Origin of the sequence: Microbacterium hanjuni (genome assembly GCF_043556395.1) — a bacterium.
In the GTDB taxonomy this organism is placed as follows: domain Bacteria; phylum Actinomycetota; class Actinomycetes; order Actinomycetales; family Microbacteriaceae; genus Microbacterium.
The window spans coordinates 168,640-192,593 of the sequence record NZ_JBIGIK010000001.1 but is presented as its reverse complement, the minus strand read 5'-3'; the positions used below and the strand labels follow the sequence as shown (position 1 = coordinate 192,593).

Annotated in this window: 33 protein-coding genes; 16 read left to right on the top strand and 17 right to left on the bottom strand. The window is 69.4% G+C overall.

The features are described from left to right. Positions 1 to 13 precede the first annotated feature (13 nt). Positions 14 to 595: a TetR/AcrR family transcriptional regulator gene (locus tag ACFXP5_RS01070; protein WP_394543170.1), complete on the bottom strand. Its 582-nt coding sequence runs from the start codon at positions 593 to 595 to the stop codon at positions 14 to 16. A gap of 97 nt (positions 596 to 692) precedes the next feature. On the opposite strand from ACFXP5_RS01070, the gene ACFXP5_RS01065 reads away from it, so the two are divergent. Continuing rightward, the gene (locus ACFXP5_RS01065) at positions 693 to 1,949 is read left to right on the top strand and encodes an MBL fold metallo-hydrolase (RefSeq protein ID WP_394543169.1); all 1,257 of its coding nucleotides are present in this window, start codon (positions 693 to 695) and stop codon (positions 1,947 to 1,949) included. Further along, positions 1,946 to 2,326, top strand: coding sequence for a carboxymuconolactone decarboxylase family protein (locus tag ACFXP5_RS01060; RefSeq protein ID WP_394543168.1), 381 nt, complete (start codon positions 1,946 to 1,948; stop codon positions 2,324 to 2,326). Before ACFXP5_RS01065 ends, ACFXP5_RS01060 begins: the two co-directional genes overlap by 4 nt. 24 nt (positions 2,327 to 2,350) lie before the next feature. On the opposite strand, the gene ACFXP5_RS01055 is transcribed toward ACFXP5_RS01060, so the two are convergent. Continuing rightward, entirely contained in the window at positions 2,351 to 2,851 is a 501-nt protein-coding gene (locus tag ACFXP5_RS01055; protein WP_394543167.1) for a DUF1990 family protein, read from the bottom strand. Between the two features lie 590 nt (positions 2,852 to 3,441). On the opposite strand from ACFXP5_RS01055, the gene ACFXP5_RS01050 reads away from it, so the two are divergent. After that, complete coding sequence (locus ACFXP5_RS01050; RefSeq protein ID WP_394543165.1) at positions 3,442 to 3,735, top strand: hypothetical protein; 294 nt, start codon at positions 3,442 to 3,444, stop codon at positions 3,733 to 3,735. Positions 3,736 to 3,773: 38 nt separating this feature from the next. On the opposite strand, the gene ACFXP5_RS01045 is transcribed toward ACFXP5_RS01050, so the two are convergent. The 4 genes from ACFXP5_RS01045 to ACFXP5_RS01030 form a co-directional block, all read right to left on the bottom strand. Then, on the bottom strand, positions 3,774 to 4,289 hold the full coding sequence (locus ACFXP5_RS01045) for a GNAT family N-acetyltransferase (RefSeq protein ID WP_394543164.1): 516 nt from the start codon (positions 4,287 to 4,289) through the stop codon (positions 3,774 to 3,776). Positions 4,290 to 4,314: 25 nt separating this feature from the next. Next, positions 4,315 to 4,983, bottom strand: a complete 669-nt coding sequence (locus ACFXP5_RS01040; protein WP_394543163.1) for a DUF4166 domain-containing protein — start codon at positions 4,981 to 4,983, stop codon at positions 4,315 to 4,317. Then, positions 4,980 to 5,612 carry an SRPBCC family protein gene (locus tag ACFXP5_RS01035; protein ID WP_394543162.1) on the bottom strand — a complete coding sequence of 211 codons (633 nt, stop codon included), beginning with the start codon at positions 5,610 to 5,612 and terminating at the stop codon, positions 4,980 to 4,982. The genes ACFXP5_RS01040 and ACFXP5_RS01035 overlap by 4 nt, the downstream gene beginning before the upstream one ends. Positions 5,613 to 5,863: 251 nt before the next feature. Further along, positions 5,864 to 6,514 (bottom strand): NAD(P)-dependent oxidoreductase, encoded by a 651-nt coding sequence (locus ACFXP5_RS01030; RefSeq protein WP_394543161.1) that lies wholly within the window; start codon positions 6,512 to 6,514, stop codon positions 5,864 to 5,866. 81 nt (positions 6,515 to 6,595) lie between these two features. Here ACFXP5_RS01030 and ACFXP5_RS01025 point away from each other — a divergent pair, with 81 nt between their 5' ends. After that, positions 6,596 to 7,006, top strand: a complete 411-nt coding sequence (locus ACFXP5_RS01025) for a winged helix-turn-helix transcriptional regulator (protein ID WP_394543159.1) — start codon at positions 6,596 to 6,598, stop codon at positions 7,004 to 7,006. A gap of 9 nt (positions 7,007 to 7,015) precedes the next feature. Further along, positions 7,016 to 7,600 (top strand): GNAT family N-acetyltransferase, encoded by a 585-nt coding sequence (locus ACFXP5_RS01020; RefSeq protein WP_394543158.1) that lies wholly within the window; start codon positions 7,016 to 7,018, stop codon positions 7,598 to 7,600. A 6-nt stretch (positions 7,601 to 7,606) separates the two neighbouring features. Here the strand turns inward: ACFXP5_RS01020 and ACFXP5_RS01015 are convergent, their stop codons facing one another. Continuing rightward, on the bottom strand, positions 7,607 to 8,227 hold the full coding sequence (locus ACFXP5_RS01015; protein ID WP_394543157.1) for a histidine phosphatase family protein: 621 nt from the start codon (positions 8,225 to 8,227) through the stop codon (positions 7,607 to 7,609). Positions 8,228 to 8,444: 217 nt separating this feature from the next. Continuing rightward, the gene (locus tag ACFXP5_RS01010; RefSeq protein WP_394543156.1) at positions 8,445 to 8,813 is read right to left on the bottom strand and encodes a VOC family protein; all 369 of its coding nucleotides are present in this window, start codon (positions 8,811 to 8,813) and stop codon (positions 8,445 to 8,447) included. A 66-nt stretch (positions 8,814 to 8,879) separates the two neighbouring features. Here ACFXP5_RS01010 and ACFXP5_RS01005 point away from each other — a divergent pair, with 66 nt between their 5' ends. Continuing rightward, entirely contained in the window at positions 8,880 to 9,338 is a 459-nt protein-coding gene (locus ACFXP5_RS01005) for a MarR family winged helix-turn-helix transcriptional regulator (RefSeq protein ID WP_394543154.1), read from the top strand. Positions 9,339 to 9,341: 3 nt separating this feature from the next. On the opposite strand, the gene ACFXP5_RS01000 is transcribed toward ACFXP5_RS01005, so the two are convergent. Then, the gene (locus ACFXP5_RS01000; RefSeq protein WP_394526227.1) at positions 9,342 to 9,572 is read right to left on the bottom strand and encodes a hypothetical protein; all 231 of its coding nucleotides are present in this window, start codon (positions 9,570 to 9,572) and stop codon (positions 9,342 to 9,344) included. Between the two features lie 172 nt (positions 9,573 to 9,744). Here ACFXP5_RS01000 and ACFXP5_RS00995 point away from each other — a divergent pair, with 172 nt between their 5' ends. Then, positions 9,745 to 10,632 (top strand): aldo/keto reductase, encoded by an 888-nt coding sequence (locus ACFXP5_RS00995; RefSeq protein ID WP_394543153.1) that lies wholly within the window; start codon positions 9,745 to 9,747, stop codon positions 10,630 to 10,632. A 96-nt stretch (positions 10,633 to 10,728) separates the two neighbouring features. Next, entirely contained in the window at positions 10,729 to 11,454 is a 726-nt protein-coding gene (locus ACFXP5_RS00990; RefSeq protein WP_394543152.1) for a DUF1345 domain-containing protein, read from the top strand. On the opposite strand, the gene ACFXP5_RS00985 is transcribed toward ACFXP5_RS00990, so the two are convergent. Both ACFXP5_RS00985 and ACFXP5_RS00980 read right to left on the bottom strand, forming a co-directional pair. Continuing rightward, positions 11,451 to 12,119, bottom strand: coding sequence for an SDR family NAD(P)-dependent oxidoreductase (locus ACFXP5_RS00985; RefSeq protein ID WP_394543151.1), 669 nt, complete (start codon positions 12,117 to 12,119; stop codon positions 11,451 to 11,453). The two genes, ACFXP5_RS00990 and ACFXP5_RS00985, sit on opposite strands and share 4 nt — an antisense overlap. A 3-nt stretch (positions 12,120 to 12,122) precedes the next feature. Then, positions 12,123 to 12,605: a pyridoxamine 5'-phosphate oxidase family protein gene (locus ACFXP5_RS00980; protein ID WP_394543150.1), complete on the bottom strand. Its 483-nt coding sequence runs from the start codon at positions 12,603 to 12,605 to the stop codon at positions 12,123 to 12,125. Between the two features lie 177 nt (positions 12,606 to 12,782). Between ACFXP5_RS00980 and ACFXP5_RS00975 the strand changes: the two genes are divergently transcribed. Together ACFXP5_RS00975 and ACFXP5_RS00970 are read left to right on the top strand one after the other, a co-directional pair. Beyond that, entirely contained in the window at positions 12,783 to 13,142 is a 360-nt protein-coding gene (locus ACFXP5_RS00975; protein WP_394543149.1) for a DoxX family protein, read from the top strand. 36 nt (positions 13,143 to 13,178) lie between these two features. Continuing rightward, a complete protein-coding gene (locus ACFXP5_RS00970; protein ID WP_394544158.1) occupies positions 13,179 to 13,499 on the top strand; it encodes a hypothetical protein in 321 nt (106 codons plus the stop codon). A 153-nt stretch (positions 13,500 to 13,652) separates the two neighbouring features. On the opposite strand, the gene ACFXP5_RS00965 is transcribed toward ACFXP5_RS00970, so the two are convergent. Next, positions 13,653 to 14,099: a VOC family protein gene (locus ACFXP5_RS00965; protein ID WP_394543147.1), complete on the bottom strand. Its 447-nt coding sequence runs from the start codon at positions 14,097 to 14,099 to the stop codon at positions 13,653 to 13,655. Positions 14,100 to 14,199: 100 nt separating this feature from the next. Between ACFXP5_RS00965 and ACFXP5_RS00960 the strand changes: the two genes are divergently transcribed. After that, positions 14,200 to 15,177 carry a helix-turn-helix transcriptional regulator gene (locus ACFXP5_RS00960; RefSeq protein ID WP_394543146.1) on the top strand — a complete coding sequence of 326 codons (978 nt, stop codon included), beginning with the start codon at positions 14,200 to 14,202 and terminating at the stop codon, positions 15,175 to 15,177. Here the strand turns inward: ACFXP5_RS00960 and ACFXP5_RS00955 are convergent. Beyond that, complete coding sequence (locus ACFXP5_RS00955; protein WP_394543145.1) at positions 15,165 to 15,983, bottom strand: zinc-ribbon domain-containing protein; 819 nt, start codon at positions 15,981 to 15,983, stop codon at positions 15,165 to 15,167. The two genes, ACFXP5_RS00960 and ACFXP5_RS00955, sit on opposite strands and share 13 nt — an antisense overlap. Positions 15,984 to 16,418: 435 nt before the next feature. After that, positions 16,419 to 17,189 carry an alpha/beta fold hydrolase gene (locus ACFXP5_RS00950; RefSeq protein ID WP_394527543.1) on the bottom strand — a complete coding sequence of 257 codons (771 nt, stop codon included), beginning with the start codon at positions 17,187 to 17,189 and terminating at the stop codon, positions 16,419 to 16,421. Positions 17,190 to 17,297: 108 nt separating this feature from the next. Here ACFXP5_RS00950 and ACFXP5_RS00945 point away from each other — a divergent pair, with 108 nt between their 5' ends. After that, positions 17,298 to 17,897, top strand: a complete 600-nt coding sequence (locus ACFXP5_RS00945) for a hypothetical protein (protein ID WP_394543143.1) — start codon at positions 17,298 to 17,300, stop codon at positions 17,895 to 17,897. 17 nt (positions 17,898 to 17,914) lie between these two features. Here ACFXP5_RS00945 and ACFXP5_RS00940 read toward each other — a convergent pair whose 3' ends face one another. Together ACFXP5_RS00940 and ACFXP5_RS00935 are read right to left on the bottom strand one after the other, a co-directional pair. Next, complete coding sequence (locus ACFXP5_RS00940; protein ID WP_394543141.1) at positions 17,915 to 18,757, bottom strand: SDR family oxidoreductase; 843 nt, start codon at positions 18,755 to 18,757, stop codon at positions 17,915 to 17,917. 125 nt (positions 18,758 to 18,882) lie between these two features. Further along, entirely contained in the window at positions 18,883 to 19,797 is a 915-nt protein-coding gene (locus tag ACFXP5_RS00935; RefSeq protein ID WP_394543140.1) for an aggregation-promoting factor C-terminal-like domain-containing protein, read from the bottom strand. Between the two features lie 226 nt (positions 19,798 to 20,023). Between ACFXP5_RS00935 and ACFXP5_RS00930 the strand changes: the two genes are divergently transcribed. Genes ACFXP5_RS00930 through ACFXP5_RS00915 form a run of 4 tightly spaced genes read left to right on the top strand, consistent with a single transcriptional unit; the run spans position 20,024 to position 22,183 of the window. Next, positions 20,024 to 20,317, top strand: a complete 294-nt coding sequence (locus ACFXP5_RS00930; protein WP_394543138.1) for a hypothetical protein — start codon at positions 20,024 to 20,026, stop codon at positions 20,315 to 20,317. Further along, positions 20,314 to 20,607, top strand: a complete 294-nt coding sequence (locus ACFXP5_RS00925; RefSeq protein WP_394543136.1) for a hypothetical protein — start codon at positions 20,314 to 20,316, stop codon at positions 20,605 to 20,607. The genes ACFXP5_RS00930 and ACFXP5_RS00925 overlap by 4 nt, the downstream gene beginning before the upstream one ends. Continuing rightward, positions 20,604 to 20,957, top strand: coding sequence for a hypothetical protein (locus ACFXP5_RS00920; protein WP_394543133.1), 354 nt, complete (start codon positions 20,604 to 20,606; stop codon positions 20,955 to 20,957). The genes ACFXP5_RS00925 and ACFXP5_RS00920 overlap by 4 nt, the downstream gene beginning before the upstream one ends. After that, on the top strand, positions 20,954 to 22,183 hold the full coding sequence (locus tag ACFXP5_RS00915) for a C2 family cysteine protease (protein ID WP_394543131.1): 1,230 nt from the start codon (positions 20,954 to 20,956) through the stop codon (positions 22,181 to 22,183). Before ACFXP5_RS00920 ends, ACFXP5_RS00915 begins: the two co-directional genes overlap by 4 nt. Before the next feature lie 25 nt (positions 22,184 to 22,208). Here ACFXP5_RS00915 and pgi read toward each other — a convergent pair whose 3' ends face one another. Next, on the bottom strand, positions 22,209 to 23,888 hold the full coding sequence (gene pgi, locus ACFXP5_RS00910; RefSeq protein WP_394543130.1) for a glucose-6-phosphate isomerase: 1,680 nt from the start codon (positions 23,886 to 23,888) through the stop codon (positions 22,209 to 22,211). Positions 23,889 to 23,954 lie beyond the last annotated feature (66 nt).

The following is a 23,954-nucleotide window of genomic DNA, read 5'->3' as shown; positions in this document are numbered from 1 at the left end:
CCGGAGGGCGGGGTCAGTCAGCGCGGGAGCCGCCGTCCTGCGTCACGACGGAGCCCAAGACCCGAGTGACGAGGTCGTCGATAAAGCTCTCGGTGGCCGGCTGACCCTCGAAGGTGACGCGCACGAGCACGGCGCCCGTCAGGAGGGCGAGCGTCGGTTCGATGTCCGCCGCGTCGAGGTGCGATTCGAGGATCGACCGCATGCCCCGAGTGCCGGTGTCGTAGAGACGGCCGCGGAGGTCGCGCACGACCTCGCTGGTATTGGCCCGCTCGACGACACCCGCGAGGAGGCGGTCGAGGTGGCCTTCGGTGAGGTCGGTCGCGAAGTCGAGCAGCGAGGCTCGCAGGTCTGCTTTCAGGTCCCCCGTCGAGCGGGGGTGGTGATCCGTGTCGCAGATCTGCTCGATCGCAGAACGGATGAGGTCCAACCGCGCGGGCCAGTGCGTGTAGATCGTGGCCTTCGAGTAGCCCGACTGTCGGGCCACCTCGGCGTGCGTGACGCCGTCCCACCCGCGTTCGAGCAGAAGCGTCGCAGTCGCGTCCACGACATCACGCCGGGTACGAGCGACGCGGGGATCTGAGGCTTCACCTGTCACGGATCCAGTGTATGTGTTCTGGACGGCTGCACCAGTGTTGTACATTGTGTCCAACACTGGTCATTCTGACCAGCACTTGCTCCCTCGAAAGGATGCCATGTCCGCTCCCTCCACTCCCCGACACCGGGGCGTTCACTACACGCTGTGGGTCATTCAATGGATGCTGGGGATCTCGCTCGTCGCTGCGGGCGCGCTCAAGCTCTCACTCCCCTTCGATCAGGCGGTTGCGATGTTCCCGTGGGCCGCCGACGCTCCCCTGCTGTACACGATCACCTCGGTGCTCGATGTGCTCGGCGGGATCGGCGTGATTCTCCCCTCACTCACGCGCATCGCTCCGCGAACGACGGTGGTCGCGGCGATCTCCGTCGTTCTCCTGATGCTCTCCGCCGTCGTCTTCTACCTGCTTCGCGGTGAGGCGTCCGAGATCGTCGGCAATCTCGTCCTGGCAGCCGCGGCGGGTGTCGTGGCATGGGGGCGCTGGCGGCTCGCGCCCATCACCTCGCAACTGCCCGAACCGCCGCGGATGACCGGCCCGCTTCCGGCTGCGACGCCACCCGCCGAGATGAAGATCTTCCAGATCCCCACCGGCAGCTACCTCACGCGAGCCGCCTTCGCCGTCGCCGGCGGCTCCTTCAGCCAGCAGCGCCCCTTCGCATCCACCGCCGTTCTCATCCAGCATCCGCACGGCGACCTGCTCATCGACGCCGGATTCGGAGCGAACGCTGACGCGCACATCGATACGCTGCCCTCGTTCCGCCGCGCGCCGCACGATCTCGCCGAGACCGCAGACGCGCAGTTGCGCGCGATCGGCTACGACCAGAAGAAGCTGCGAGGAGTGCTGCTCACGCACTCGCACTGGGATCACGTCAGCGGGCTCGACTCGCTCGACGTTCCGATCTGGGTGACGGCCGCGGAGAGGAAATACGCCGCGGACTCCCAGAGCGACAGGGTCTTTCAGGCCGTGTCCGAGGGCCACGAGTTTCACGAATACGCCTTCGACGGACCGGCCTACCTCGGGTTCCCGGCGAGCTTCGATGTCTACGGCGACGGATCGGTTGTCATCGTTCCCGCGGCCGGTCACACGACCGGATCGGTCATCGTCTTCGTCACCCTGCCCTTGGGACAGCGTTATGCGTTCATCGGCGACCTGACCTGGCAGCTCGACGGCATCACCGGCCGGCTCGAGAAGCCGCTGATGATGCGCATCCTCGCCGATAGCGATTCGAAGCAGATCCGTCGCGACATGGGTCGCATCATCTCGATCCAGGACCGTGTTCAGGTCGTCCCCGCCCACGATGCCCGCGGATACGCCGGCATTCCCCTCCTCGCGACCTCTGCAGCGAGCGTCGCATGAGCGGCGCGGTACGCACCCCACGGGCGGAAAGAGGACGAGCCGTCTACGCCCGCAACTTCGACGTCGATGAGGAGACCGCCGAGCGCCTCATGACCGAACGCGCCGGCGCCGACTACACGGCGGAAGCTTACGAAGCGGCAGGCGGGCCGGGCTGGCACGGCGATGAGCTCACCGATCGCGACCGAAGCATCGCCGTCATCAGCGCCCTGGTGGCAAGCGATGTCAGCGATTCACGACTCGACGTCTATCTCGGTCTCGCCCGCCGCAACGGGCTCGACGATGACGGGCTGACGCAGCTCATGGTGCTGCTCACCGCCTACGTCGGCCAGCCTTATCCGTCGGCCGCGATGCAAGCCGTCCGGCGGAGTGCCGGCTAGCGGCCAGGCGCACACCGCTCGACGTCACGGACGGCGGGGCCCGAGCGCGGCCAGATAACGGCGTGTCCATCGCGCTTGGACGTTGCGCGCGATGGGCCCGCCGAGCCGGGTGAACCAGCGGCCGGGCGCAGAAAAGGCCACGATCGAGAAGAGCACGTCGCCGGAGGCGAGGAGTCGCAGCTCGAACCGCTCTTCGCCCCGTTCGGGGTGACCGGGCAGCGTGCCGTAGGCGAAGCCGCAGAACTCGGCGGTGCGCTCCGCCCAGACGACGAGGCACGGGATCGTGAACGCGAACGGCCCGAGACGCAGCCGCATCTCGACGTGCGAGCCCGTGCGAAGCGGCACTTCCGAAAGCCGGATACTCGCTCCCGCCCGACGTTGCACGAGACCGGCGAAGAGATCGTCCGCCGCTCGCGCGAAGTCCTCCTCGCCGTGACCGACGATGCGCTGGGCGCGCACGTGGTAATAGCCGGGCGGCAACTCACCCGCCGTGGCACCGACCTCCGTATACGTCAGTTCGTCCATCCGCCCACGGTACGGCCGTTGCCGCGCATGCGTTCCTCCTGCCTCTGTCCCTTTCGCCCCGGCGGCGCCGTTCATCAGGCGCCGGGAGGCGCACAACTTCGGAGGTTTTGGGCGACGCGCCGAGGCGGCGGGGCCCCGGCCGGGCGTGTCGGGCTGAATCTCCGAAGTTGTGCGGCGGGGTTGCGGACCGGGGGTGGTCCTGGAGGGCGGAAAGGGGCGCGAGGTCGCACCTTCCGCGGTCGCTCATCTCCCCCGGCGGCGCACAACTTCGGAAGTTTTGGGCGACACGCCGAGGCGGCGGCGCCCCGGCCGGGCGTGTCGGGATGAATCTCCGAAGTCGTGCGGCGGCGGGCGGGGTTGCGGACCGGGGACGGTCGAGGAGCGCGGGTCGAGGACCGGCGGTGGTGTGGCCGTCCGCCGCAGTTCATCACCTGCCAGCGGCGCACAACTTCGGAGACTTGGCGCGACACGCCGGGAGGGCGGAGCCCCGGCCGGGCGTGTCGGCCTGGATCTCCGAAGTTGTGCGGCGGATGGACTCGAGTCAGGGATGGTCGGGAAGGGCCGGCCGGGGCGATGGATAGGGTCAGAGGATGCTGGCACCGAGCGCGCGCGGGATCCTGGGGTGGGTGATCGCTGGCGCACTCCTTCTAGCCGGGGCCGTCACGATCATCGTGGGCGTGATGACTCCCGTCTCTTTCGGGTGGTTCGCCTACCAGCCGCTGTCGAACACGACCTACGCGGCGGGTGGAGACTCGTTCTTCCTGTCCCGCACCACGGCGGCCGGGGTGGCGGTGTTCACGCTCGGACTTCTCGTGCTGTCGTTCTTGGCCGGCAGCCGTCTTGGCCGGCGGCAACCGGCGGAACCGTCCGGCCCGGACCAGTGAGTCGCTGACGCTTCAGCTCCTCTGCCGGGGCGCGCAGGTCAGTCCGGGATGCCGTACTTGAAGCCGATGTGCGAGTCGGTGAATCCCAGTCGTAGGTAGAACCGATGTGCGTCGACGCGCGCCGCGTCGGAGGTGAGCTGCACCAGGCCGGCGCCGACGGCGGGCGCTGCACTCTCGGTGACCCAGCGCATCATCGCAGCGCCGATTCCGCGCGAGCGCTCGTCGCTGGCGACCCGCACCGCTTCGACGAGCACGCGCGTGCTTCCGCGACGCGCCATCCCCGGGATCACCGTGAGCTGCAGCGTACCGACCACGCGTTCGTCGGAATCGACGGCGACCACGATCTCGTTCGCCGGTTTGTCGATGATCCGGGCCAAGGCTCGACCGTACAGTCCTCGGTCGGCCGGGTCGCCAGCATCCCCTCGTCCGGCGCTGATCGGGTCGTCGGAGAGCAGACGCATGATGTCGTCGAGGTGATGCGGACCGGCATGCCGGACGGTGACCACCCCATCGCGGACCGGCAGATCGACAGGGAGAGAGACCGACGCAAGCATCCCCTCATCATCCCGGAGCCTCGGGCTAGATGCGGTTCTCGTGACGTTTCGGCTTCAAGCGGTCGGGCGCGTCCATCGCGGGGACCCAGTCGCAGACGAAGGACCCCCGGTATCCGAAGAGGAATCCGAGTCGGTCGTTGTGCACTTCAAGGTCGACGTGGAAGGTGCCGGTTTCGTCGTCGAACGATTCCCGGAGGCGCGCGCGGCCGCTGAACAGCATGGGGAACCGGAACGCGATCGGTCCCTCATAGAAGCGCTGCGCGTTGGAGGTGAGCACGAGCGCCCCCGTGTCGTCGACCGTCAGATCGAGGTCGACGGCGAGGTGTTGGTGCGTGCCGAGGTAGTCGAGGATGCGTCCGTTCGCGAGCACCATGGTGGCGTCGAAGCGGCTGCAATGCCGGCCGATCGTGTACTCCCGGACGAACGTGACGGTCTCGCGGCCGGACGGGTCGCGGTAGGGATAGTTCTCCACGACGAACGGGATGTCGGTTCCCGTGTCGGGGATCAGGATGTTGCGCAGCCGCCCGATCTGCAAGAAGGGCACCGTCCACCACGGCCCGCGTCGGATCTGGGTCATGACGCCGCGGCCGATGCACGCCTCGCCGCTCTTCAGTCCGACACCGAAACGGCGTTGCAGCATCGGGTGCAGGCGCTCGAAATCGGCACCCATGGCCCGCTCGAAGATGGAGCTCATCGGGTCGCCGCCGGGTCGCGGAGCGTCGCGAGGGTGGCGGGCGCGTCGCGGAGATGGTCGTCGCCTCGGGACCCGCCTGCCGGGGCGCGGAGACAGCGGGATGCTCGGGGCCGATGCGGGTTCCAGAACCACAGCACGCTCTGCAGCGGCCACCTCTCGGGTTCCTCTCCGCGTTCGATCCAAATGCGCAGGCGATCGAAACTCCACGCGGTCGCCCAGCCCAGCAGCGGCCGGACGATTCGGTCGAGGAGGCGGCCCCACCCCGGGGTGTAGTCGTACCCCGTGATGAAGCGCGTGGCGCCGCTGTCGACGGGCGCATACCGCCAGTATCCGCGGCCGGCACGGATCGGCGACAGCGGGTCGGAGGTGGAGAACCGCAGCGCCGAAGTGCGGGTGCCATCCGGCCGCGACCGCTCCCCCAGGCTGACCCCGACGCCGGCCACTGTGTGGAAGGGCACGCGCCGGGTGTAGGTGAAGCTCATCGCGCCGTCCTCGCTGACGCCGGCGGGCTCGATGGTGGAGAAACGCAGATCCCACCGGCCGTGCTCCTCAGCATCCTGGGTCAGTGCCCAGACCTGCTCGAGAGGGGCGTCGATCTCGATCCCCACGAAGATGCCTCGATGCGCCACCCTTCGAGGCTAGTGGGGGCCCGGTTCGAACCCGGGCACATTCGCCGGTGGGAGGAACCGCCGGAGGCGCTGGCCGCGGCGGCGCACAACTTCGGAGAAACTGGGCGACACGCGGGCGCGACCGGGGGTCTACCCGGCGTGTCGTCCCAAACCTCCGAAGTTGTGCCACCGCGGGAAGTGGCGCCGCCGCGGGAGGTTTTGCCGCCGCGGGAGGTGGGGCCGGCGGGCGGCCCGCGCCCCGGGAGCGAAGGTCAGTAGGCGACGCTCACCTGCTGGCGCTTGTGCTCTTGACGGTCGATCTCGTCGACGATCGCGAGCGCGAAGTCGGGGCCGCTGACGGCGGAGACACCGTTCTCGTCGAAGAACGCCACGTCTCCCCCGAGGCGGTAACGACCGAGCGCCTCGCCGGGAACGTACGAGCCGAACTGCTGAGCCGGGGAGAAGAACACCCAATCGAGCGACTCGGGCGCGTCGAGCAGCTCAGTCAGGATCGAGTTCATCTGCTTCGCCTCGCTGGCGAACTGCGGCGGGATGTCGTCGCCCTCGGCGAAGCGCGGTGCACCCTCGGCGGGGCGCAGCGAGCTGAACCCGCCGACGATCACGAAACGAGCGCCGTTCGCCGCCGCGAGCCGTGCGAGTTCGCGGTCGACCTCGATGATCTTGCCGTCGAGCTCACCGCGGGGCGAGAGGGTCGACACGACGACGTCAGCACCGGCGACGGCCTGTTCGCGGACCGCGGCGTCGAGCATCGAGCCGGCCTTGTAGGTGACACCGGCGATGCGGGCGTCGCCGGTGGGCTCGGTGCGGCTGTAGACCGTCACCTCGTTACCGCGCGAGGCGGCCTCGCGGACGATGTTGCTGCCGGCGTAGCCGGTGCCTCCGATGACGGTGATTCGGGTCATGACGTGCTCCTTCAGGGGTGGTGTTTCGTTGTGCATTGGCTACGCTAGGTCCGATAGTCACTTTCGGGAAGTAGGCACTTTTTGGTAACTCATGCATCCGCTGCCGACTCCACGACGGCCGATTTCGAACTCAATCCCTACGCCGAGGGGTGCCCGAGTCGGCGCCTGCTGGATCGGATCGGCGACCGCTGGACGGTGCTCATCATCGGCACCCTCAGCGAGGGGCCGCGGCGTTTCTCCGACATCCGGCGCTCGGTCGAGGGCATCTCGCAGAAGATGCTCACGCAGACCGTTCGCGGCCTCGAGCGCGACGGCCTCGTCACCCGCACCGTCTACGCGGAGGTTCCTCCTCGCGTCGAGTACGCCCTCACCCCTGCCGGGGAGACACTGCGCGAACCGCTCAAGGCACTCGAACAGTGGTCGATCGAGCACTTCGGGCAGGTCGCAGCATCCTGGGACCGCTACGACGAGAAGAACGAGCCCGTTCGATAGCGTTCCGGTGTGACTGAACCGGTGTTCGACTCCCCCGATTCCGCCCTGCGTTACGGCGCGACGCTTCTACGGGGCGAGCAGGTGGCCCTGCGCGCGACGACCGACAGCGACATCGAGACGCTGACGGACTGGCGGATGCTTCCGGACTGGGCCGTGCTGCAGCAGAACATGGTGCGACCCGAGTCGCGCCCGGCCATCCGGGAGATGTTCACCCGGTGGAGCACCAATGATTCGCCGGCCGGCGTCGGGCTGAGCATCGACAACGCAGACGGCACCTTCATCGGGCACGCGACCCTGTGGGGCGCCGCCCTGCCGACGCGGATCGCGCGCTTCGCCATCGTGATCGGACCCGACTTCATCGGCCGCGGCTACGGCACGGACGCCACCCGGGTCATGCTGCGGTACGCGTTCGAGGAACTCGGCGTGCACAAGGTCGAGCTCGAAGCGTGGGCTTACAACACGCGGGCGATCCGGGCGTACGAGAAAGCCGGATTCGTGCGCGAGGGCGTGCGGCGGGCCGCGGCCTTCCACCGGGGGGCGTTCCACGACTCGGTGCTGATGGGCGTCGTGCTCGAGGATCACCTCAGCGACTGACGCCGCTCAACGACCGCGCACGTGGTTCCACTGCTCGATGACCTGCGTGCCGTGCTCGTAGCCCAGCTCGCTGACCGCCGAGGTGCCCAGCACGAAGTAGCGGCCGCCGGCCGCGGTCAGACCGATCCACACCCCCGCCATCGCCCGGAGGAAATGCGAGTGGGAGAACAGCAGCACCTGCTCGCCCGCGAGAGCGCGCGGGCCGATGGTGGCGAGCAGTGACTCCGCACGAGCGGTGACCTGCGCGACGCTCTCGCCCGGGGTCTCCCCGGCCGGTGCCCCGTCGTCCCAGACCGTCCACCGGTGCCCGAGGTTCGCGACGATCTCGGGCGTGGTCAGGCCTTCGTAGGCGCCGTAATCCCACTCCACGAGTCGCGCATCGTGTTGAGCATTCGGGAACCCCGCGAGCCGGGCGGTCTCCGTCGCCCGCTCCAAGGGACTGGTGAGCACGAGATCGAAGTGCCGACCAGCGAGCAGCGTGCCGGCGAGTTCAGCCTTGTACGCACCCGTGTCGGTCAGCGGGATATCGGTGAGGCCGGTGTGGCGACCGGTGCGGCTCCACTCGGTCTCGCCGTGGCGCACGAGAACGATGCGGCCTTCGGATTCGTAGTTCGCGTTGTCGGTCACCCATCCATCCTGCCGCGCTCCGAGAGGGGCGGGCTGCCGGTGGGCCGGGCGCTGCAGGTCTGGCGCCCGGGTGGCACCCGCCGCCGGGCGTACCGTACTCAGGACGCTCGGTGCCGAGGACGCCGGGAACGGGCTTTCCGGCGCCTGAGCCCCCGTTCTTCCTGAGTACGGCCCACGGACGGAACCCGTCGCAACGCGGCCGGGGTCAGACGCAGCCTCAGGCGCGGTCGTGAAGGGTGAGGTGGTACCCGTCGGGGTCGGCGAACGTGAACGTGCGGCCGAACGGTCCGTCGATCGGCGCCGCCACGATCGTGTGGCCATCGGCGGCGAGAGCGTCGTGCATCGCCTGCACCTCGGTGCCGTGCAGCCAGATCGCCGCGCCGATGCCGGGCTGCGACACGGAAGCCAGATCCGTGCCGGCGACCACATCGCGCAATGCGAAGGCGATCGGGGTCGTTGCGAAGACCACGGCGTGCGGCGGGCCCGCCGGCGACCGGACGAGACCGAGGTAGCGCTCGTAGAACGCCCGCGACGCGTCGAGATCGCGCACCTGCAGGGAGATGAAGTCGGGGCCGGTGACGGGCATGAGGATGCTTCTTTCGCTCGGAGTGTCAGTTATCTGACACATTGAAGCGTATGTCAGAATACTGACATGAGTCAAGACGATGCCGGCATCGACCTCGAGACCTCCCTGGGCTACCTGCTGAAAGAGGCGTCGAGCGCTCTGCGCACGGCGATGGAGGCTGTCCTTCGCCCGCTCGGCATGACCATCACGCACTACTCCTGCCTCGAGTTGCTCGCCCAACGGCCCGGCCTGTCCAACTCCGAGCTCGCCCGCGGGGCCTTCGTCACCCGCCAGTCGATGAACGTGCTGCTGCAGGCCCTGGAACGCGACGGCTACGTCGCTCGACCCGCGGAGGCGCGCGTCGGCAAGGTGCTGCCGACCGAACTGACCACGCGCGGGCGCCGGAGTCTCGCCGAAGCCACCGCCGCCGTGCGGTCGGTGGAGATCAGGATGCTGGCGGGTCTCTCACCGGCGGAGCAGGCGGGCGCGCGCCGCGCGCTGCGCAGCATGATCGTCAACCTGCGCGACGAAGCCCCCGAACGGTAGAGCTCAGTCGGAGGTCAGCCGCCGGTCGGGCACGATCTCGCGATCGGCGTAGGGGCCCGTCGTCTCGGGAGCCACGAAGATCTCCTCGGGATCGGGGGCTCCCGGCTCGTCGGGTGCACCCTCGGGCGCGGGGGGAAGCTCGTCGAGCTCGCCCCCGATCACGCGCTCCTGGTCCTCGAGGCTCAGGCCCTCATCGTGGGCTGCGCGGTCGGGGGTGCTGTCGTTCTCGCTCATCGGGATCCTTTCGACTCCCCCACCTTCGCCCTCCTCGCCCCCCGGACCTAGCCGCTCGACAGGCGCGCCCGGGTGTGTCAGGGCATCCACACCGGGGTTCTGTCAGCACCTCCCTCGGGCGCGACAACCGTTCTAACGTTGACGACGTCAGGCAACCCGGAAAGAAGACCCCATGATCGACTTCACCCTCAACAACGGCGTGACCATACCCGCCCTCGGGCTCGGAGTGTTCCAGAGCTCACCCGAAGAGACCGCCGCCGCCGTCGAGACCGCTCTGCAGGTCGGGTACCGCCACATCGACACGGCCGCCGCGTACTTCAACGAGAAGCAGGTCGGTGAAGGCATCCGACGATCCGGTATCGACCGTGGCGAGATCTTCATCGAGACCAAGGTGTGGGTCAGCGACTACGGCTACGACCAGACCCTGCACGCGTTCGAGAAGGCGACGGGCAAGCTCGGCGTCGACACACTCGATCTTCTGATCCTGCACGCGCCCGCCCCCGCCCGTTTCGACGCCACGATCGCGTCGTACCGGGCTCTGGAGACCCTGCTCGCCGACGGCAAAGTGCGCGCGATCGGTGTGAGCAACTTCCTGCCGCACCACCTCGATTCGCTCATGCAGGAGGCCACCGTCGTGCCCGCGGTGAACCAGGTGGAGCTGCACCCCTACTTCTCGCAGCCCGACGTGCAGCGCGCGGACGCCGAGCGCGGCGTCCTCACGCAGGCCTGGTCGCCGATCGGCGGGATCACCTTCTACCCCGGGCCCTGGGGCGAGGAACGACGCAACGTCATGCAGGACCCCACGATCGCCGAGATCGCCCGCGCGCACGACAAGAGCCCGGCTCAGGTGATGCTGCGCTGGGGCATCCAGGAGGGCCGGTCGGTCATCCCCAAATCGACCAATCCCGCACGCATCGCCGAGAACTTCGCCGTGTTCGACTTCGAGCTCACGGGCGAGGAGATGGCACGCATCGACGACCTCGACACGGGGGTGCGCAGCGGCCCTGACCCCGATGCGCCCCGCCCGGAGATGTTCGCGCGGGTGATCCCGGAGGCGTGAGCGGAGTCTCGATTCAGGCGGCGACGGGAGTCCGGCCCGATATTCTGGGGGTTCGTGAATCGCGAGGCTTGCCTCCGCTGCAGAAGGTCGAATCTGATGAGTCCCCATGCGGAAAGCTCGGACAAGCACTCGCCGAAGGCCACGGCGCACCGGAAGGCTCGCGGAGCGGACGACTCCCCGCCGTTCTCCGGATACTGGCGACGCGCCGGCGTGCGCTCCGGCACGGCTTTCATCATCTTCGTCGTTGTCGCCCTGACGACGGGACTGCTCGGATCCTGGATCTTCGCCCCCGCGGTGGGGTGGATCGTCGCCGCCGGATTTCTCTCCATCTGGATCTGGATGGCCGACATCACGCTCGGACCCAAGGACACCGCCCGCCACGCAACGCGTGACGACCCCACCCAGCCGGTCTCGCAGAGCTTGCTCATCCTGGCCAGCATCGCGAGCGTCGGCGCCGTGGTGCTGCTGCTGCTCGAGTCGGGGAGCGTGGAAGGCGCCGCCCGATTCGGGCTCGCCGCGACGGCGCTCGCGACGGTCGCCGTGTCGTGGGCTACGGTGCAGATCCTGTTCACCTTGCGCTATGCGGGCCTGTACTACGGCGCGGGCGGCACCGGGATCGACTTCAACCAGACGGCGCCGCCCGAGTACCGCGACTTCGCCTACCTCGCGTTCACCATCGGGATGACGTACCAGGTCTCCGATACCAGCCTGACGAGCGCTCCCCTGAGACGTGAGGCACTGCGGCACGCCGTGCTGTCGTTCGTGCTCGGCGGCATCGTGGTTGCTGCCACCGTCAACCTGCTGGTCGGGCTGGCGGGCTAGTCGAGATCCATCGGCTCCGCGAAAACGCGGAACTGCTTGCGCTCGACGTGCATGCCCCACAGCTTGTCGGCGAGGGTGCCGGGATCCTTCTCCGGGTGCCCCTCCGAAATCGCGCCGGGGATGATGAGTTGCCCGACGTAGATGTGCTCAGGCGCGAGGGCGTCGTGCAGCATCCGCGCATACGCACTTTCTCCGGCGAACGCGATCGACGTGCCCGCGAATAGAGCTGTGGGGCGCACGGCGCTGCCGCCGTTGATGAACAGGATCGTGCCGTGCCCGATCGTGCGCATGCCCTGCAGCACCTGGTGCACCGCCGCGACCGGTCCGAACACCGAGAACTCGATCGCGCCCTGCAGATCCTGCACGGTCGTTTCCAGGACGGGACGGAGGAACTCCTTCTGCGGGAGCGGGGCGTAGACGAGCGTCTCGATGGCCCCCATGTCATGCGTGACCTGGTCGAGCGTCGCGGCGAGGCTCCGCGGGTCGCGAACGTTCGCGGCGTAGCCCCGAGCCGGGTACCCCTCGGTCGTGAGATCAGCCGCGAGGCTCGTCACCCGCTCGAGGTTGCGGGAGATGAGGGCGAGGTCGAAACCCTCCGAGCCGAAGCGGCGCGCGACCGCGGCACCGAGGCCGCGGCCGGCGCCGACGAGTGCGATCGTGGGCACGGCTTAGAGGTCGAACTTCTCGTTGTCGGCCTCGAAGGCGTCGCCGGTGACCTTGCTCTTCACGAGCGAGACCAGCGTCGCGACGCGTCCGCCCGGGCTATCCCAGTACTCACCGCTGATCGCGTCGACCTTGAGCAGGGTGACGTTGGGGTCTTCGGGACCCTCGGGGAACCAGGCGCCGACGGCGGGGTTCCACAGTTCCTTGAGCTTCGCCAGGTCTTCGACCACGAGGGCGTTGCCGGCGAGCGACAACCACGAGTCGTTGGAGCTGAACGAGACGCCGACGCTCGGGTTGGCGGCGATGTGCTGCACCGTCAGCGCGTTCTTGCCGATGATGAACCAGAGGTCACCGTCGAACTCGGTCTCCTGAACGGTGAGCGGAACGGCCGTCAGCTTGTCGTCGGTGGTGTGCGTGGTGAGCATCGCGAAACGGAACTTCTTGAGCAGCTCGTTCAGCTTTTTCAGTTCAGTGGTCGAAGCAGTCATGAGAAGGCCTTCCTGCCAGCGGGGTGTGGTCTCAGCCAACCGCAGTCGCGCTCCGTCGGCGAGGTGTTGACAAATGCGGTCGCGGGCTCCTTTACCCGGCGGCACGGACGGCGGCATACTGGCACGGCGGTCGCCCTCAGCATCCGCATCGACGTCGCCGGCGCGAGGAGGCCTCTGATGACGCTCACACCGGACGTGTGGTGGCCGTCCGTGCTGCTGGCCGTCGTGGTGTTCGCGGATGCGGTCATGTCGCTGCGCCCGCCGAAGTTCATCCGGGACTGCCTCGACGGCGTTCGCTTTCCTCGGGAGTGGTGGTGGATCCTCATCGTGATCAAGCTGCTCGCGGTCGCGGGGCTCATCGCGGGCATCTGGCTGCCCGGCGTCGGCTTCGCAGCGAACGTCGGGGTCGTCGCGTACTTCATCTGTGCGGCCGTGGCCCACATCCGCGCGCGCTTCACCGGTCAGACGTTCTGGATCAACTGCCTGGGAATGCTCGCGCTCTCGGTCGTGGTGCTCGTGCTGTCGTACGCGCTCTGAGCGGCCGCGTGCGAGGATGATCGCCCGGAGGTGGCAATGCGCGATACCGCGAGCGGACCGTTCGTCGTGACGCTCGTCGTCGACATGCCGGTCACGAAGATCGATGCCCTCGACGTCATCGCCTTCGCTGCCGACGCAGCCGTCGAGAACGCCGGAACCGCGTGGCCGCGCGTGCCCCTCGCCCCGAACGCCTGGGCCGAGGTGCAGATCCCGCGGTTCGCCGACCCACCGCCGATCGCGATCGACGTGTGTTCGGATGCTTCCCTCGAAACCGCGGAGCGCGAGGCCGAGCGGCTGGCCGCCGCGCTCGTGCGCATGGAGTGGCGCGTGCGCCCGATCCGCGCCGACGAGGCCTGAGCCCGGACCCGACGGGCGGGTCGGGTCCGGGCCCCTGCCGGCTGGCGCGACGATTGCACGACCGACCGGGCCGGCGGGCCCGCAGGGCCCCCACCAGGTGACTCCCGCCCCAACGGACGTGCAAACGTCGCGCATCCCCGGGCTCTGGCGCCCTCAGCTTGCGACGTCGAGGATCCAGGTCACCCCGAAACGGTCGGTGAGCATGCCGAATCCGGCACTCCAGGCGGATGCTGCGAGCGGCTCGACGACCGCGGAGCCGGCCGAGAGCTTGTCCCAGTACGCCTGCACCTCGTCGAGGTTCTCGCCGCGGACCGACACGAAGAACGGCTGATCGGTGATGGTCACTCCGTTCTCGCGACGGGTCGTGCTCGCCGCAGCGCCGCCGGAGGCGCCCGGGATGTCGTAGCCCATCACCCGGAAGCCGTCTTCGGCCTCGACCTGGCCGAAGACCACCTTGTCGGCGCCGGGAGCGTCCTGCGGCATGCCGAAGTCCCCATAGGTGGCGATCGTGAGTCGGCCGCCGAAGACCAACTGGTAGAACTCGAGCGCGGCCCGGGCGTCGCCGCGGAAGTTGAGGTGGGTCGTCGTGATGATGCTCATGTCTGCTCCTGTGAACGTCGCCCGGGCTTCTCCCGGACACCCCTGACTCTCTCAGCCGAGTAGGACAGGGTCGGTCCTCGACCTCGAATAGTCTCGAGGAATGACGACGACCACCTCGCGACTGCTCGCGCTGCTGTCTCTCCTGCAGACGCGACGGGACTGGCCGGGGGCGGTGCTGGCCGACCGACTCGAGATCAGCCACCGCACGGTGCGCCGCGATGTGGATCGATTGCGCGAGATGGGCTACAGCATCCACTCGACCATGGGTCCTGACGGCGGCTACCGCCTCGACGCCGGCAGCGAGTTGCCGCCGCTGCTCTTCGACGACGACCAGGTCATCGCGCTCGCGGTCGCGCTGCGCGCGGCCACCCTCTCGGGCGCCGGCATCGAGGAGGCCGCGGTGCGCGCCCTGACGACCGTGCGCCAGGTCATGCCGTCGCGCCTCCGGCACCGTCTCGACGCGCTGGAGTTCACCGCGATGCCGTCCGGGAGCGCGGCGGTGGCCTCCGACGTCCTCCTCGCGCTGTCCGCGGCCGTACGCGCTCGGGAAGTGCTGCGCTTCGACTACGCGAGCCCGCGGTCGAGGACGGATGCTGAGACCCCGGCGCCGCGACGGGTCGAACCCCACCACCTCGTCACCGCCAATGGCCGCTGGTATCTCGTGGCATGGGATCTCACGCTCGAGGACTGGCGCATCTTCCGCGCCGACCGCATCACCCCGCGCACGCCGACCGGCCCGCGCTTCGCGCCGCGCGCGGTGCCGGGCGGCGACGTGACCGAGTTCGTGTCAGCGCGCTTCAAAGGCTCGAATCGCGGCAACCGGTGGCCGTGCACGGGCACGGTGATCCTGCACCGATCGGCGTCCGAGGTGCTCCCCTTCGCCGGCGACGGGGAGGTCGAAGACCTGGGTGAGGGCCGGTGCAGCCTGCACACCGGGTCGTGGTCGTGGATCGCGCTCGCCGCGTCGCTGGGCCGCTTCGACACCGACGTCGACGTCGTCGAGCCGCCCGAACTGGCCGAGGCCTTCGCGCAGCTCGCGATCCGCGACGCCCGATCCGCCGGCTCTCAGCGCCGGTAGGAGTCGACGAGCAGCTCGCCGCGGATCCTCGCGAGCGCGCCCAACAGCAACGGCGTTCTGGCGCGCGTCCAGGAGGCCAGCTGCAGATCGAACGGTCCGAGCGGGAGCATCTTGCCGGTGCGGATGCGGATGACCTCCCAGCCGGCGGAACGCAGCGCGCGATCTTTCCGCCGGTCCACGGCTTCGCGCTTGCCGACGTGTTCGAGGCCGTGGCGACCGGTGCTGTCGTATTCGATCGCGACCCGCAGCTCGGGCAGCAGGATGTCGGGCCACACCTCGAGGTGCTCGAAGAACGGCCGCTGCACCCGCACGGCGTTGTAGCCCTCGGTGACCGTGAGCGCCGCGGCGAGGTCGGCGCGCAGCCGCGCTTCCACCGCCGAGGCGGGTTTCGGAGCACAGACGCTCGTGAACGCCTGACCCACCGGCAGGTCGGGCGTCTTGGTGCACAGCCGCGTCGGCGCGGGTCGGATGCGCGGCTGGTCGGCGGTACGGATGCGCGTCGGCTTCGCCAGTTCGGAGCAGTCGGGGCACCACGCCGAACGGCGGCGCTCGCGGCCGGGGCGGGAGCGCTGCTCCTCGGGCGTGGCGACGAAACGGTGCCCGGCGTCGCACTCCCACAGCAGCAGCACGTCGGCGGCCGGCGGGATCTGCGAGAGCGTGATGCCCGCGTTGAGCTCGGGGTGGTACTGGCGGATCAGCATCGGAAACGGCGCCCACGTCTCGCGGTAGGTGCCGACGGCATAGGGCACGTCGGCTCCCCGGGAGAACTGCCGACGCGCCCACCACAACTCAACCCGCTCCGCCATGACGGCACCGTACGCGGGGCTTCGGACACCACGAGCGTTCGCCCGCCGGCATCCGTCCCCTTCGGCGTCGTGCCCACCACCGCGCGTACCGAACTCAGGAAAAACGCGCCCGGAAGCCCCGACACGCCGGGATGCTGGGCTGCCCGGCGCCGTTCTTCCTGAGTTCGGTACACGGGCTGCGCGGCACCCGCGGGGGGCGCTCCCGCACCGAACCCCGAGGCCTCGGCGCGGTCCCCGCGGCCGCGCGTGCCGAACGCAGGAAAAGCGCGCACGAAAGGCCGACACGCCGGGATCCTGCGCTGCCCGGCGCCGTTCTTCCTGCGTTCGGTACATGGGTGGGCGGCAGAGCAGGCGACACCACCGGTGAGCAAGACAACGGTCGGGCGGCACACGCGGCGCCGCACCGCGCCAGGACGGACCTGACACCGGGCGCGGTCAGGCGGGGCGCTCGAAGAACTCGACCCCGGCGGCGCGGAAGGCGCGCGCGCCGGGCGCGTTGACGTGGTTGCGGCCCTCGATCTCGAGGAACTCCCCCTGCGGGGCGTAGCCGGCGAGCTGGCGCGACTGTTCGAGGATCGGATCCTCGCTGCCCGTGGCGAACAGCACGGGCTGCTCCGGCGGCGACGCCGGGTCGGGGTCGCCGCCGTTCGCGGTCATCCCCTCGGCGATCGCAATCAGCGCGCGCAGGTCGTTGCCGGGCACGCGCTGGGCGAGTCCGACGTAGCGTTGCGTGGCCGCATCCTCGACCGGAACGCCCTCGTCGATGAAGGCGCGAGCCTGCGGCACGATGAGCCGCCGCAACGGAGCGCCGTCGGGGATGCCGCCGAGCACCGCGCGCTCGACGAACTCGGGGTGGGCGACGGCGAGCTCCCACCCGACGCGCGCGCCGAGGGAGTATCCGAGGTAGCGCACCGAGTCGAGCAGGTAGGTGTCGAGCACCGTGATGAGGTCGGCCGCGAGGGTGCCCATCGCGTACGCGCCGGAATCGTGCGGCTTCTCGCTCGCCCCGTGCCCGCGCTGATCGACCGCGAGAACGCGGAACCCCGCCTTCTGCAGGTCGCGCACCCAGCCCGTGTTGACCCAGTTGTCGCGCGCGCTCGAGCCGAAGCCGTGCACCGCGAGCACGGTCGGGGCATCGGGCTCGCCCCACGTGTAGGTCGCGAGCCGCAGCCCGTCGCCGCTCATGATGAACTGCGGGTCGGGCATCTCGGTCAGGGCGAGGGGCGTCGGAGGCACCCTTCGATTGTGGCGTACCCCGGGAGGGACCCCCCGAATCATTGCGCTGGGACACCGCGATGTGCTCGGCTGGGGGCCATGTCGTTCTTCCCACCCGATGCCGATCCGCCGCAGTACGACGAGTCCCCGCGGGATCGCACCCCGTGGTGGAATCCGCCGAGCGATGAGATTCCGGCGTTCTACCCGGCCGTCGAGCGTCTCGCCTCCACCGAGCACGTCTCAATCGCTCTCGTCGGCGCCGCCGTGTACTCGGACGGCGTCGAGCTGCAGATCGAACGGCGCCTGCGCCGCGGCGACCTCGACGCCGAGGAATGGCAGAAGCTGGCCGGTCCGTTCATGGAGCACTGGCACAGCGGCGCGTCCCCGGCGGCGCGGCTCCGGTACGGCGTGGTGCTCGGCAACGCCGAGAAGATCCTCGACGGTCCACCGTTCGGCCCGGGCGGAGACGCCACCACACCGCCAGCCGACTTCTCCCTGGTCCGCCGCGGCGGCGGGGGCGGAGGCGACAATCATTCCTACGCCGCGAACGACCAACTGTGGCTCTGGCCGATCCCGCCAGCCGGCACGCTCGAGCTGGTGCTGCAGTGGCCCGCGATGGGAATCGGCGAGACCCACGCGTTCCTCGACGCGACGTCGTTCCGCGAGCTCGCGCAGCAGGCGCAGCCGTTCTGGCCGTAGCCCGCCGGCGACGCCGCTCAGTCGTCGTACGAGAGGGATGCTGACAGGTCGCGGTTCGCGTCGATCTGACCCTGGATGGTGGCGAGCGTCCGCTCGACCGCCCGCATCGCATCCGCTCCCGCGATGAAACGCAGCGGCAGGGTCCCGGCATCCGACAGGGTGACGATCGCCTCGGCGAGCTTGCGCGGGTCGCCGCCCTGCTGGCCGTTCATCTTCTGCCACGTCTCGATCGTCGCGGCCGTGCGCTCGGCATAGTCGGCAACGTCGAGTTCGGGCCACGTCGTCGACGCACCCTCGACGAGCAGCTCGGTGCGGAAGAATCCGGGCTCGACCGCCATGGTGCTGATGCCGAACGGCTTCAGCTCATCGCGGATCGATTCCATCCATCCCTCGAGCGCGAACTTCGACGCCGCGTAGGCCGAGGTGAACTCCGCGCCGACGAACGCGGCCGTCGAGGTGATCGTGATGACCTGGCCGGAGCGCTGCCCGCGCATGACCGGCAGCACGGCACGCGTGACGGTGAGCGGACCGAAGAAGTTCGTCTCCATCTGGGCGCGGAACTGATCGGGGCTGAGGTTCTCGAAGAACCCCGCCACGAAGGAGCCGGCGTTGTTGACCAGCACGTCGATGCGGCCGAACCGATCGAGCGCGATCTGCACGGCGGCCTCGGCTGCTGCCGGGTCGGTCACGTCGAGAGCGACGGCGAGCAGGTTGTCGTGCTCTCCGACGGCGGCCTTCACGCGCTCAGGGTCACGACCGGTCGCGACCACCGAGTGCCCGGCGGCCAGCGCCGCCCGGGCGATGTCGATGCCGAGGCCTCGACCGGCGCCCGTGACGAAGCACACGTTCTCTTCAGACATCTGCAGCTTCCTTAAATCGACGGGTGGCCGACTCCGCCCGTTCGATCAGTCAACTCCACCACGGGGGTGAGCCGGGAGGACGGCTCGATACCGGTAACCCCAGTGCCCCCTTCGGGGACCGCTCGTCAGTACCAGTTCATGGCCTGCGAGTGGCTCCACGCGCTGCAGGGAGTGCCGTACCCCCGCGAGATGTAGTCCAGCCCCCACGAGATCTGGGTCGCCGCGTTGGTCTGCCAGTCGGATCCTGCGCTCGCCATCTTGCTGCCGGGAAGCGCCTGCGGAATGCCGGTGGCACCGCCCGAGGCGTTGTACGCCCGGTAGTTCCAGCCCGATTCCTTCTGCCACAGCGACGCGAGGCACGAGAACTGGTCCCCGCCCCAGCCGTAACGGTCCGCGGCCATCTGCCGTGCCGTTGCGCGCGCGCCGTCGGGCGTGTTCGCCGCGGCGAGAGCGTCGGCAGCCGCCTGCGCCTGGGCGGCCGCAGCCGCCTCGGCTTCGGCCTGCGCCTGGGCCGCAGCATCCGCCGCCGCCTTCGCAGCCGCGGCTGCGTCGAGGGCAGCACGCTGCTCGCCGATCTCGGAGCGCACCACGTCGGCCTGCTCGGAGGCGTTGTCGGCCAGATCGGGGAACAGCAGCACCGGAACGACATCGGCCTTGGTGAGGTCGAGGATCGCGGAGCGCAGCGCAGCGGTGTCGATCGTGGCGCCGTCGGTGCCGAGGTCGAGACCCGACTCCGACACCTCGACGGTCAGGGCCGAGGCGTCGTTCAGCACGGTGCGGGCGTCGGTCAGCGCGGCATCGGCGTCGGCCGTGCTGGTCGTGATCGATCCGACGGCGGGAGCAGCGAGGCCCGTGGAGGCGAGCGTGGCGAACGGCGCGAGGGCGGCGAAGGTCGAGGCAGATGCGGCGACCGGGTCGGCGGAGGCCGTCGCGGCGGTGGTGAAGAGGCCGAGGGTGAGGCCCGCGGCGGTGCCGACGGCCACGAGGGTGCGGGTGTTGCGCCGTTTTCGGGCGCGGGAGATCTTCTGTTCTGATCGCATGACGAACGTGCGTTCCTTCGGGTGAGATCAGCGCGGGGGGAGGCGCTGTGCGTCCTCGGGTCGGACGCGAGACCAGAGTGTGCACGGCCGTTCTGGACGAAACCCCAGCAGAGGCTGGCAAAACCGTGAGCGCGGCGCTTATAGGAATGGCCGATGGCTCGGCATTTCGTCTCGCGCGGCAGGCTTCAGCAGTGCCACACTGGACCCCGAGACCAGGGGGCCGTGCATGCGCATAGCGATGTCGTTCGATCAGATGGATGCTGCGGCGCCGCGCCTGCAAGACGCTGCGGCGCGGGCGATCGAGGGCGAAACAGCGCTCGACCTCGGCGCCGGTGTGTACGGCGCCGAGGTGCTCGCCACCGCGGCGGCGGCGTTCGAGCAATCCACCGGACGGTTGCGCCGCGGAGTCGCCGAGAGTGCCCGCAAACTGAGCGCGGGCGTCTCGGGAGCCCGCTCCGACGTCGGAACCTACGAGCAGGGTGTCATCGACGAGCTGCGCGTGAGCGAGCCGGCCGCGTGAGCGACGTGCAGCGCCTCATCTTGAAACAGGGCACACAACATCGCGGCAAGGGGTACAGCCTCGGCTTCGTCTCCCTCGACGTGCGGCCCGAGGCGGAAGGCGGTGGACTGACCGCGCGCATCGGCATCAGCGGCGCGGGCGGGCGCACCTCCGTGCGGCTCGCCGAAGGCGACTCCGCCGAGCTGCCGACCGGCGGATCGCTGCGCCTCGCCGCCCTCGCCATCTCGCCGGACGGCACGAGCAGCGCCGCATCGCTCGAGATCACCGACTCCGCGGGATCGGGAGCATGACGGCGGTGCCGCCGGCCACCTCTCGCGCGCGCCGACGCCTGTGGGTGGTCGTCGCCGCGATCGTCGTAGTCGGGCTCGGGGTCGTCGCGTACTTGAGCTTCGTCGGGTTCGAGACCACCGCACGCGCCGGCACCGAAACGAACATCTGCGGGGTGCGGGTCGGGGTCACCGCCGCCGACGGCGAGGTCGTGCGGCTCACCTGGAGCGACGGCGCTGCGACGCTCGCCATCGGGGACCGCACGCGCATCTCCCCCGCCTGCGCCGTGGAGGTGGTCGCGGTGTCGGGCGCCCCCGATGCCGAAGCCGACGGGGGCGGGGCCGACGTGACGCTGCGCGGGAGGTTGTGGTGAGTGTGACGGGAGATCCGAACGCCGTCGAGGCCGCGGCGGGGCGACTGAGTACCGCGGCGACGGCGTTGGAGGGGGTGTCGGACAGCATCCATGACGTCGATCTCGACGAGTGGGAAGGCGAGGCGGCCGACGCCTTCCGCTCGGCTCAGACCGAGACGCAGACCGCCGCCGACGAGCTGGCGAAGGCCTATCGTTTGGGGCAGGCGACGCTCGCCCGATACGCGGTGGAGCTTCGCGCAGGGCGCGGCCGATACGAAGCGGCTGCCGCGACCTTCGAGACCGCGCGTCGCAGCGTCGAGGCCGATCCGCTCGACGTCGGGGCCTACGTCAGCGCGATCGGCTCGCGCGTCGAGGCGATCGCGGCCGTCGGCGAGATCCAGGCCGCGGCGGCCCGTGCTGCCGCGGAGCTGCAGGCAGCCGTGTCGAGCGAAACCGAGGGCAACGAGTGGTGGGATCCGTTCGGGTGGTTCACCGGCGACGAGAGCGAACCCGACCAGCCGGTCACCGAATCGATCCTCGACGACGACGCGTTCGACGCCGACGATGTCTCCCAGGGATCCATCGGGGACTGCTTCATGCTGTCCAGCATCGTGTCGTTGCTCGGCACCGACGGGGGTGACGAGTTCTTGCGCGACCACGTCACGTGGGACGCGGAGCGCAACGGTTACGTGGTGACGATCTATGTCAACGGGGAAGCGAAAGACGTCTTCGTCGACAACGTGTACGGCCAGGGAGCGCGGCAGGACGACTGGGAATGGTTGATCCTCTCGGGCGACAAAGCCTCGATCGCCGCGCTCTACGAAGCCGCCATCGCGGAGGAGTACGGCTACGGATTCCTCGATGGCGGAGTGCCGGCCGACGCGATGGAGATCATCACCGGCGAAGAGGTGCAGGTGGTGAAGAACGAGTCCCACGCGGGTCTCAGCAACGAGCAGCTCGACCCGTTGCGGGAGAATCTCGCCGACGGCGGGCAGGTCGTGCTGTCCTCGCCCCGCGAGGGCGATCACTCCATCACCGTGGAGGGTGCCGACGGCACCACGCGGGAGGTCGACATCGTCAGCACGCACTCATATGCCGTGACGCGCATCGAAGACGACGGCAGCGTATGGGTGCGAAATCCCTGGGGGCCGGGAAACAGCGCCGACGGCGGCGGTGAATTCCGGGTTTCGGCCGAAGACGTCGAAGCCCTGTTCTGGCGAGCGACCTACACCAACGTCACGGACTGACCCGTCCGCCGACGCCCGAGCCGGGTCAGGGACGCTGCGCGTTGTAGTACGCCAGCAGCGCCTTCGTCGAAGCATCCTGAGCCTCGAGAGCGGCCTCATCACCCTCGATCGCCGGAGCGATCTGCAGCGCCAGCTGCTTGCCGAGCTCGACACCCCACTGGTCGAAGGAGTTGATGCCCCAGATCGTGCCCTGCGTGAAGGTGATGTGCTCGTAAAGCGCGATGAGCTGACCGAGCACCGCGGGCGTCAACGCCGGAGCGAAGATCGACGTCGTCGGCCGGTTGCCCGGGAAGGTGCGCGCCGCCACGAGCGCGCCGGTCGTGCCCTCGGCCTCGACCTCGGCCGCCGTCTTGCCGAAGGCCAGCGCCTTCGTCTGGGCGAGGAAGTTCGCCAGGAACAGCCCGTGCACGTCGCGCCCGCCGTCCTCGAGGGGGTAGGCCGGGTTGGCGAAGCCGACGAAGTCTGCCGGGATCAGGCGCGTGCCCTGGTGGATGAGCTGGTAGAAAGCGTGCTGCCCGTTGGTGCCCGGCTCACCCCAGAAGATCTCGCCGGTGTCGGTCACCACGGGGGTGCCGTCCCACCGCACGGACTTTCCGTTGGATTCCATCGTCAGCTGCTGCAGGTAGGCGGGGAAGCGGTTCAGCTGCTGCGCGTAGGGCAGCACCGCGTGCGACTGTGCGCCGAGGAAGTTCGTGTACCAGACGTTCAACAGGCCCATCAGAACCGGCACGTTGCGCTCGAGCGGCGTGGTGGCCATGTGCACGTCGACCGTGTGGAAACCCGCGAGCAGCTCGCGGAACGTGTCGGGGCCGAGGGCGATCGCCAGCGACAGCCCGATCGCGGAGTCGACCGAGTAGCGGCCGCCGACCCAGTCCCAGAAACCGAACGCGTTCGCCGGGTCGATGCCGAACTCGGCGACCTTGTCGAGCGCGGTCGACACCGCGACGAAGTGGTGGGCGACAGCATCCGTCCTGGATGCTTCGGAATCGTCGATCGCGCCCGACGCGCTCAGGTTCGCCCAGAGCCAGTCACGGGCGAGCCGCGCGTTGGTCAGCGTCTCGAGCGTCGTGAAGGTCTTGGAGGCGACGACGAACAAGGTGGTCTCGGGGTCGAGTCCCGCCGTCTTCTGAGCGACGTCGGTGGGGTCGATGTTGGAGATAAAGATCGCGTGGATGCCGGCGTCGGCGTAGGGCTTGAGCGCCTCGTAGACCATCACCGGACCGAGGTCGGATCCGCCGATGCCGATGTTCACCACGTGGGTGACCTGCTTGCCGGTGACCCCGCGCCACTCCCCCGAACGCACGCGCTCGGCGAACTCCGACAGGTTGTCGAGCACCGCGTGCACGTCGGTGTCGATGTGCTGGCCGTCCACGACCAGCTCGGGCACGATGCCGCCCGGACGACGCAGCGCCGTGTGCAGCACCGCACGATTCTCGCTCGTGTTGAGGTGAACGCCCTCGAGCATCTCGGCGAACCGCTCCGCGACGCCGCTCTCCTGGGCGAGCTTCACGAGCGAGGCGACGATCTCGTCGGTCACGAGGTTCTTCGACAGGTCCACGTGCAGGTCACCGACGGTGTGCGTCAGTTTGTCGACGCGATCAGCGTCCTCGGCGAACCAGCCACGCAGGTCGGGGGTGAAGTTCTCGCGGGCGGCGGTCAGCTCGCCCCATGCGGACGTGGACGTGGGGTCGACAGGTGCGCTCATACCTCCACGCTAGCGACGATCGGAGCAGCCCGGCGAGGGTTGACGGACCCGGCGGGGGCCTTGACG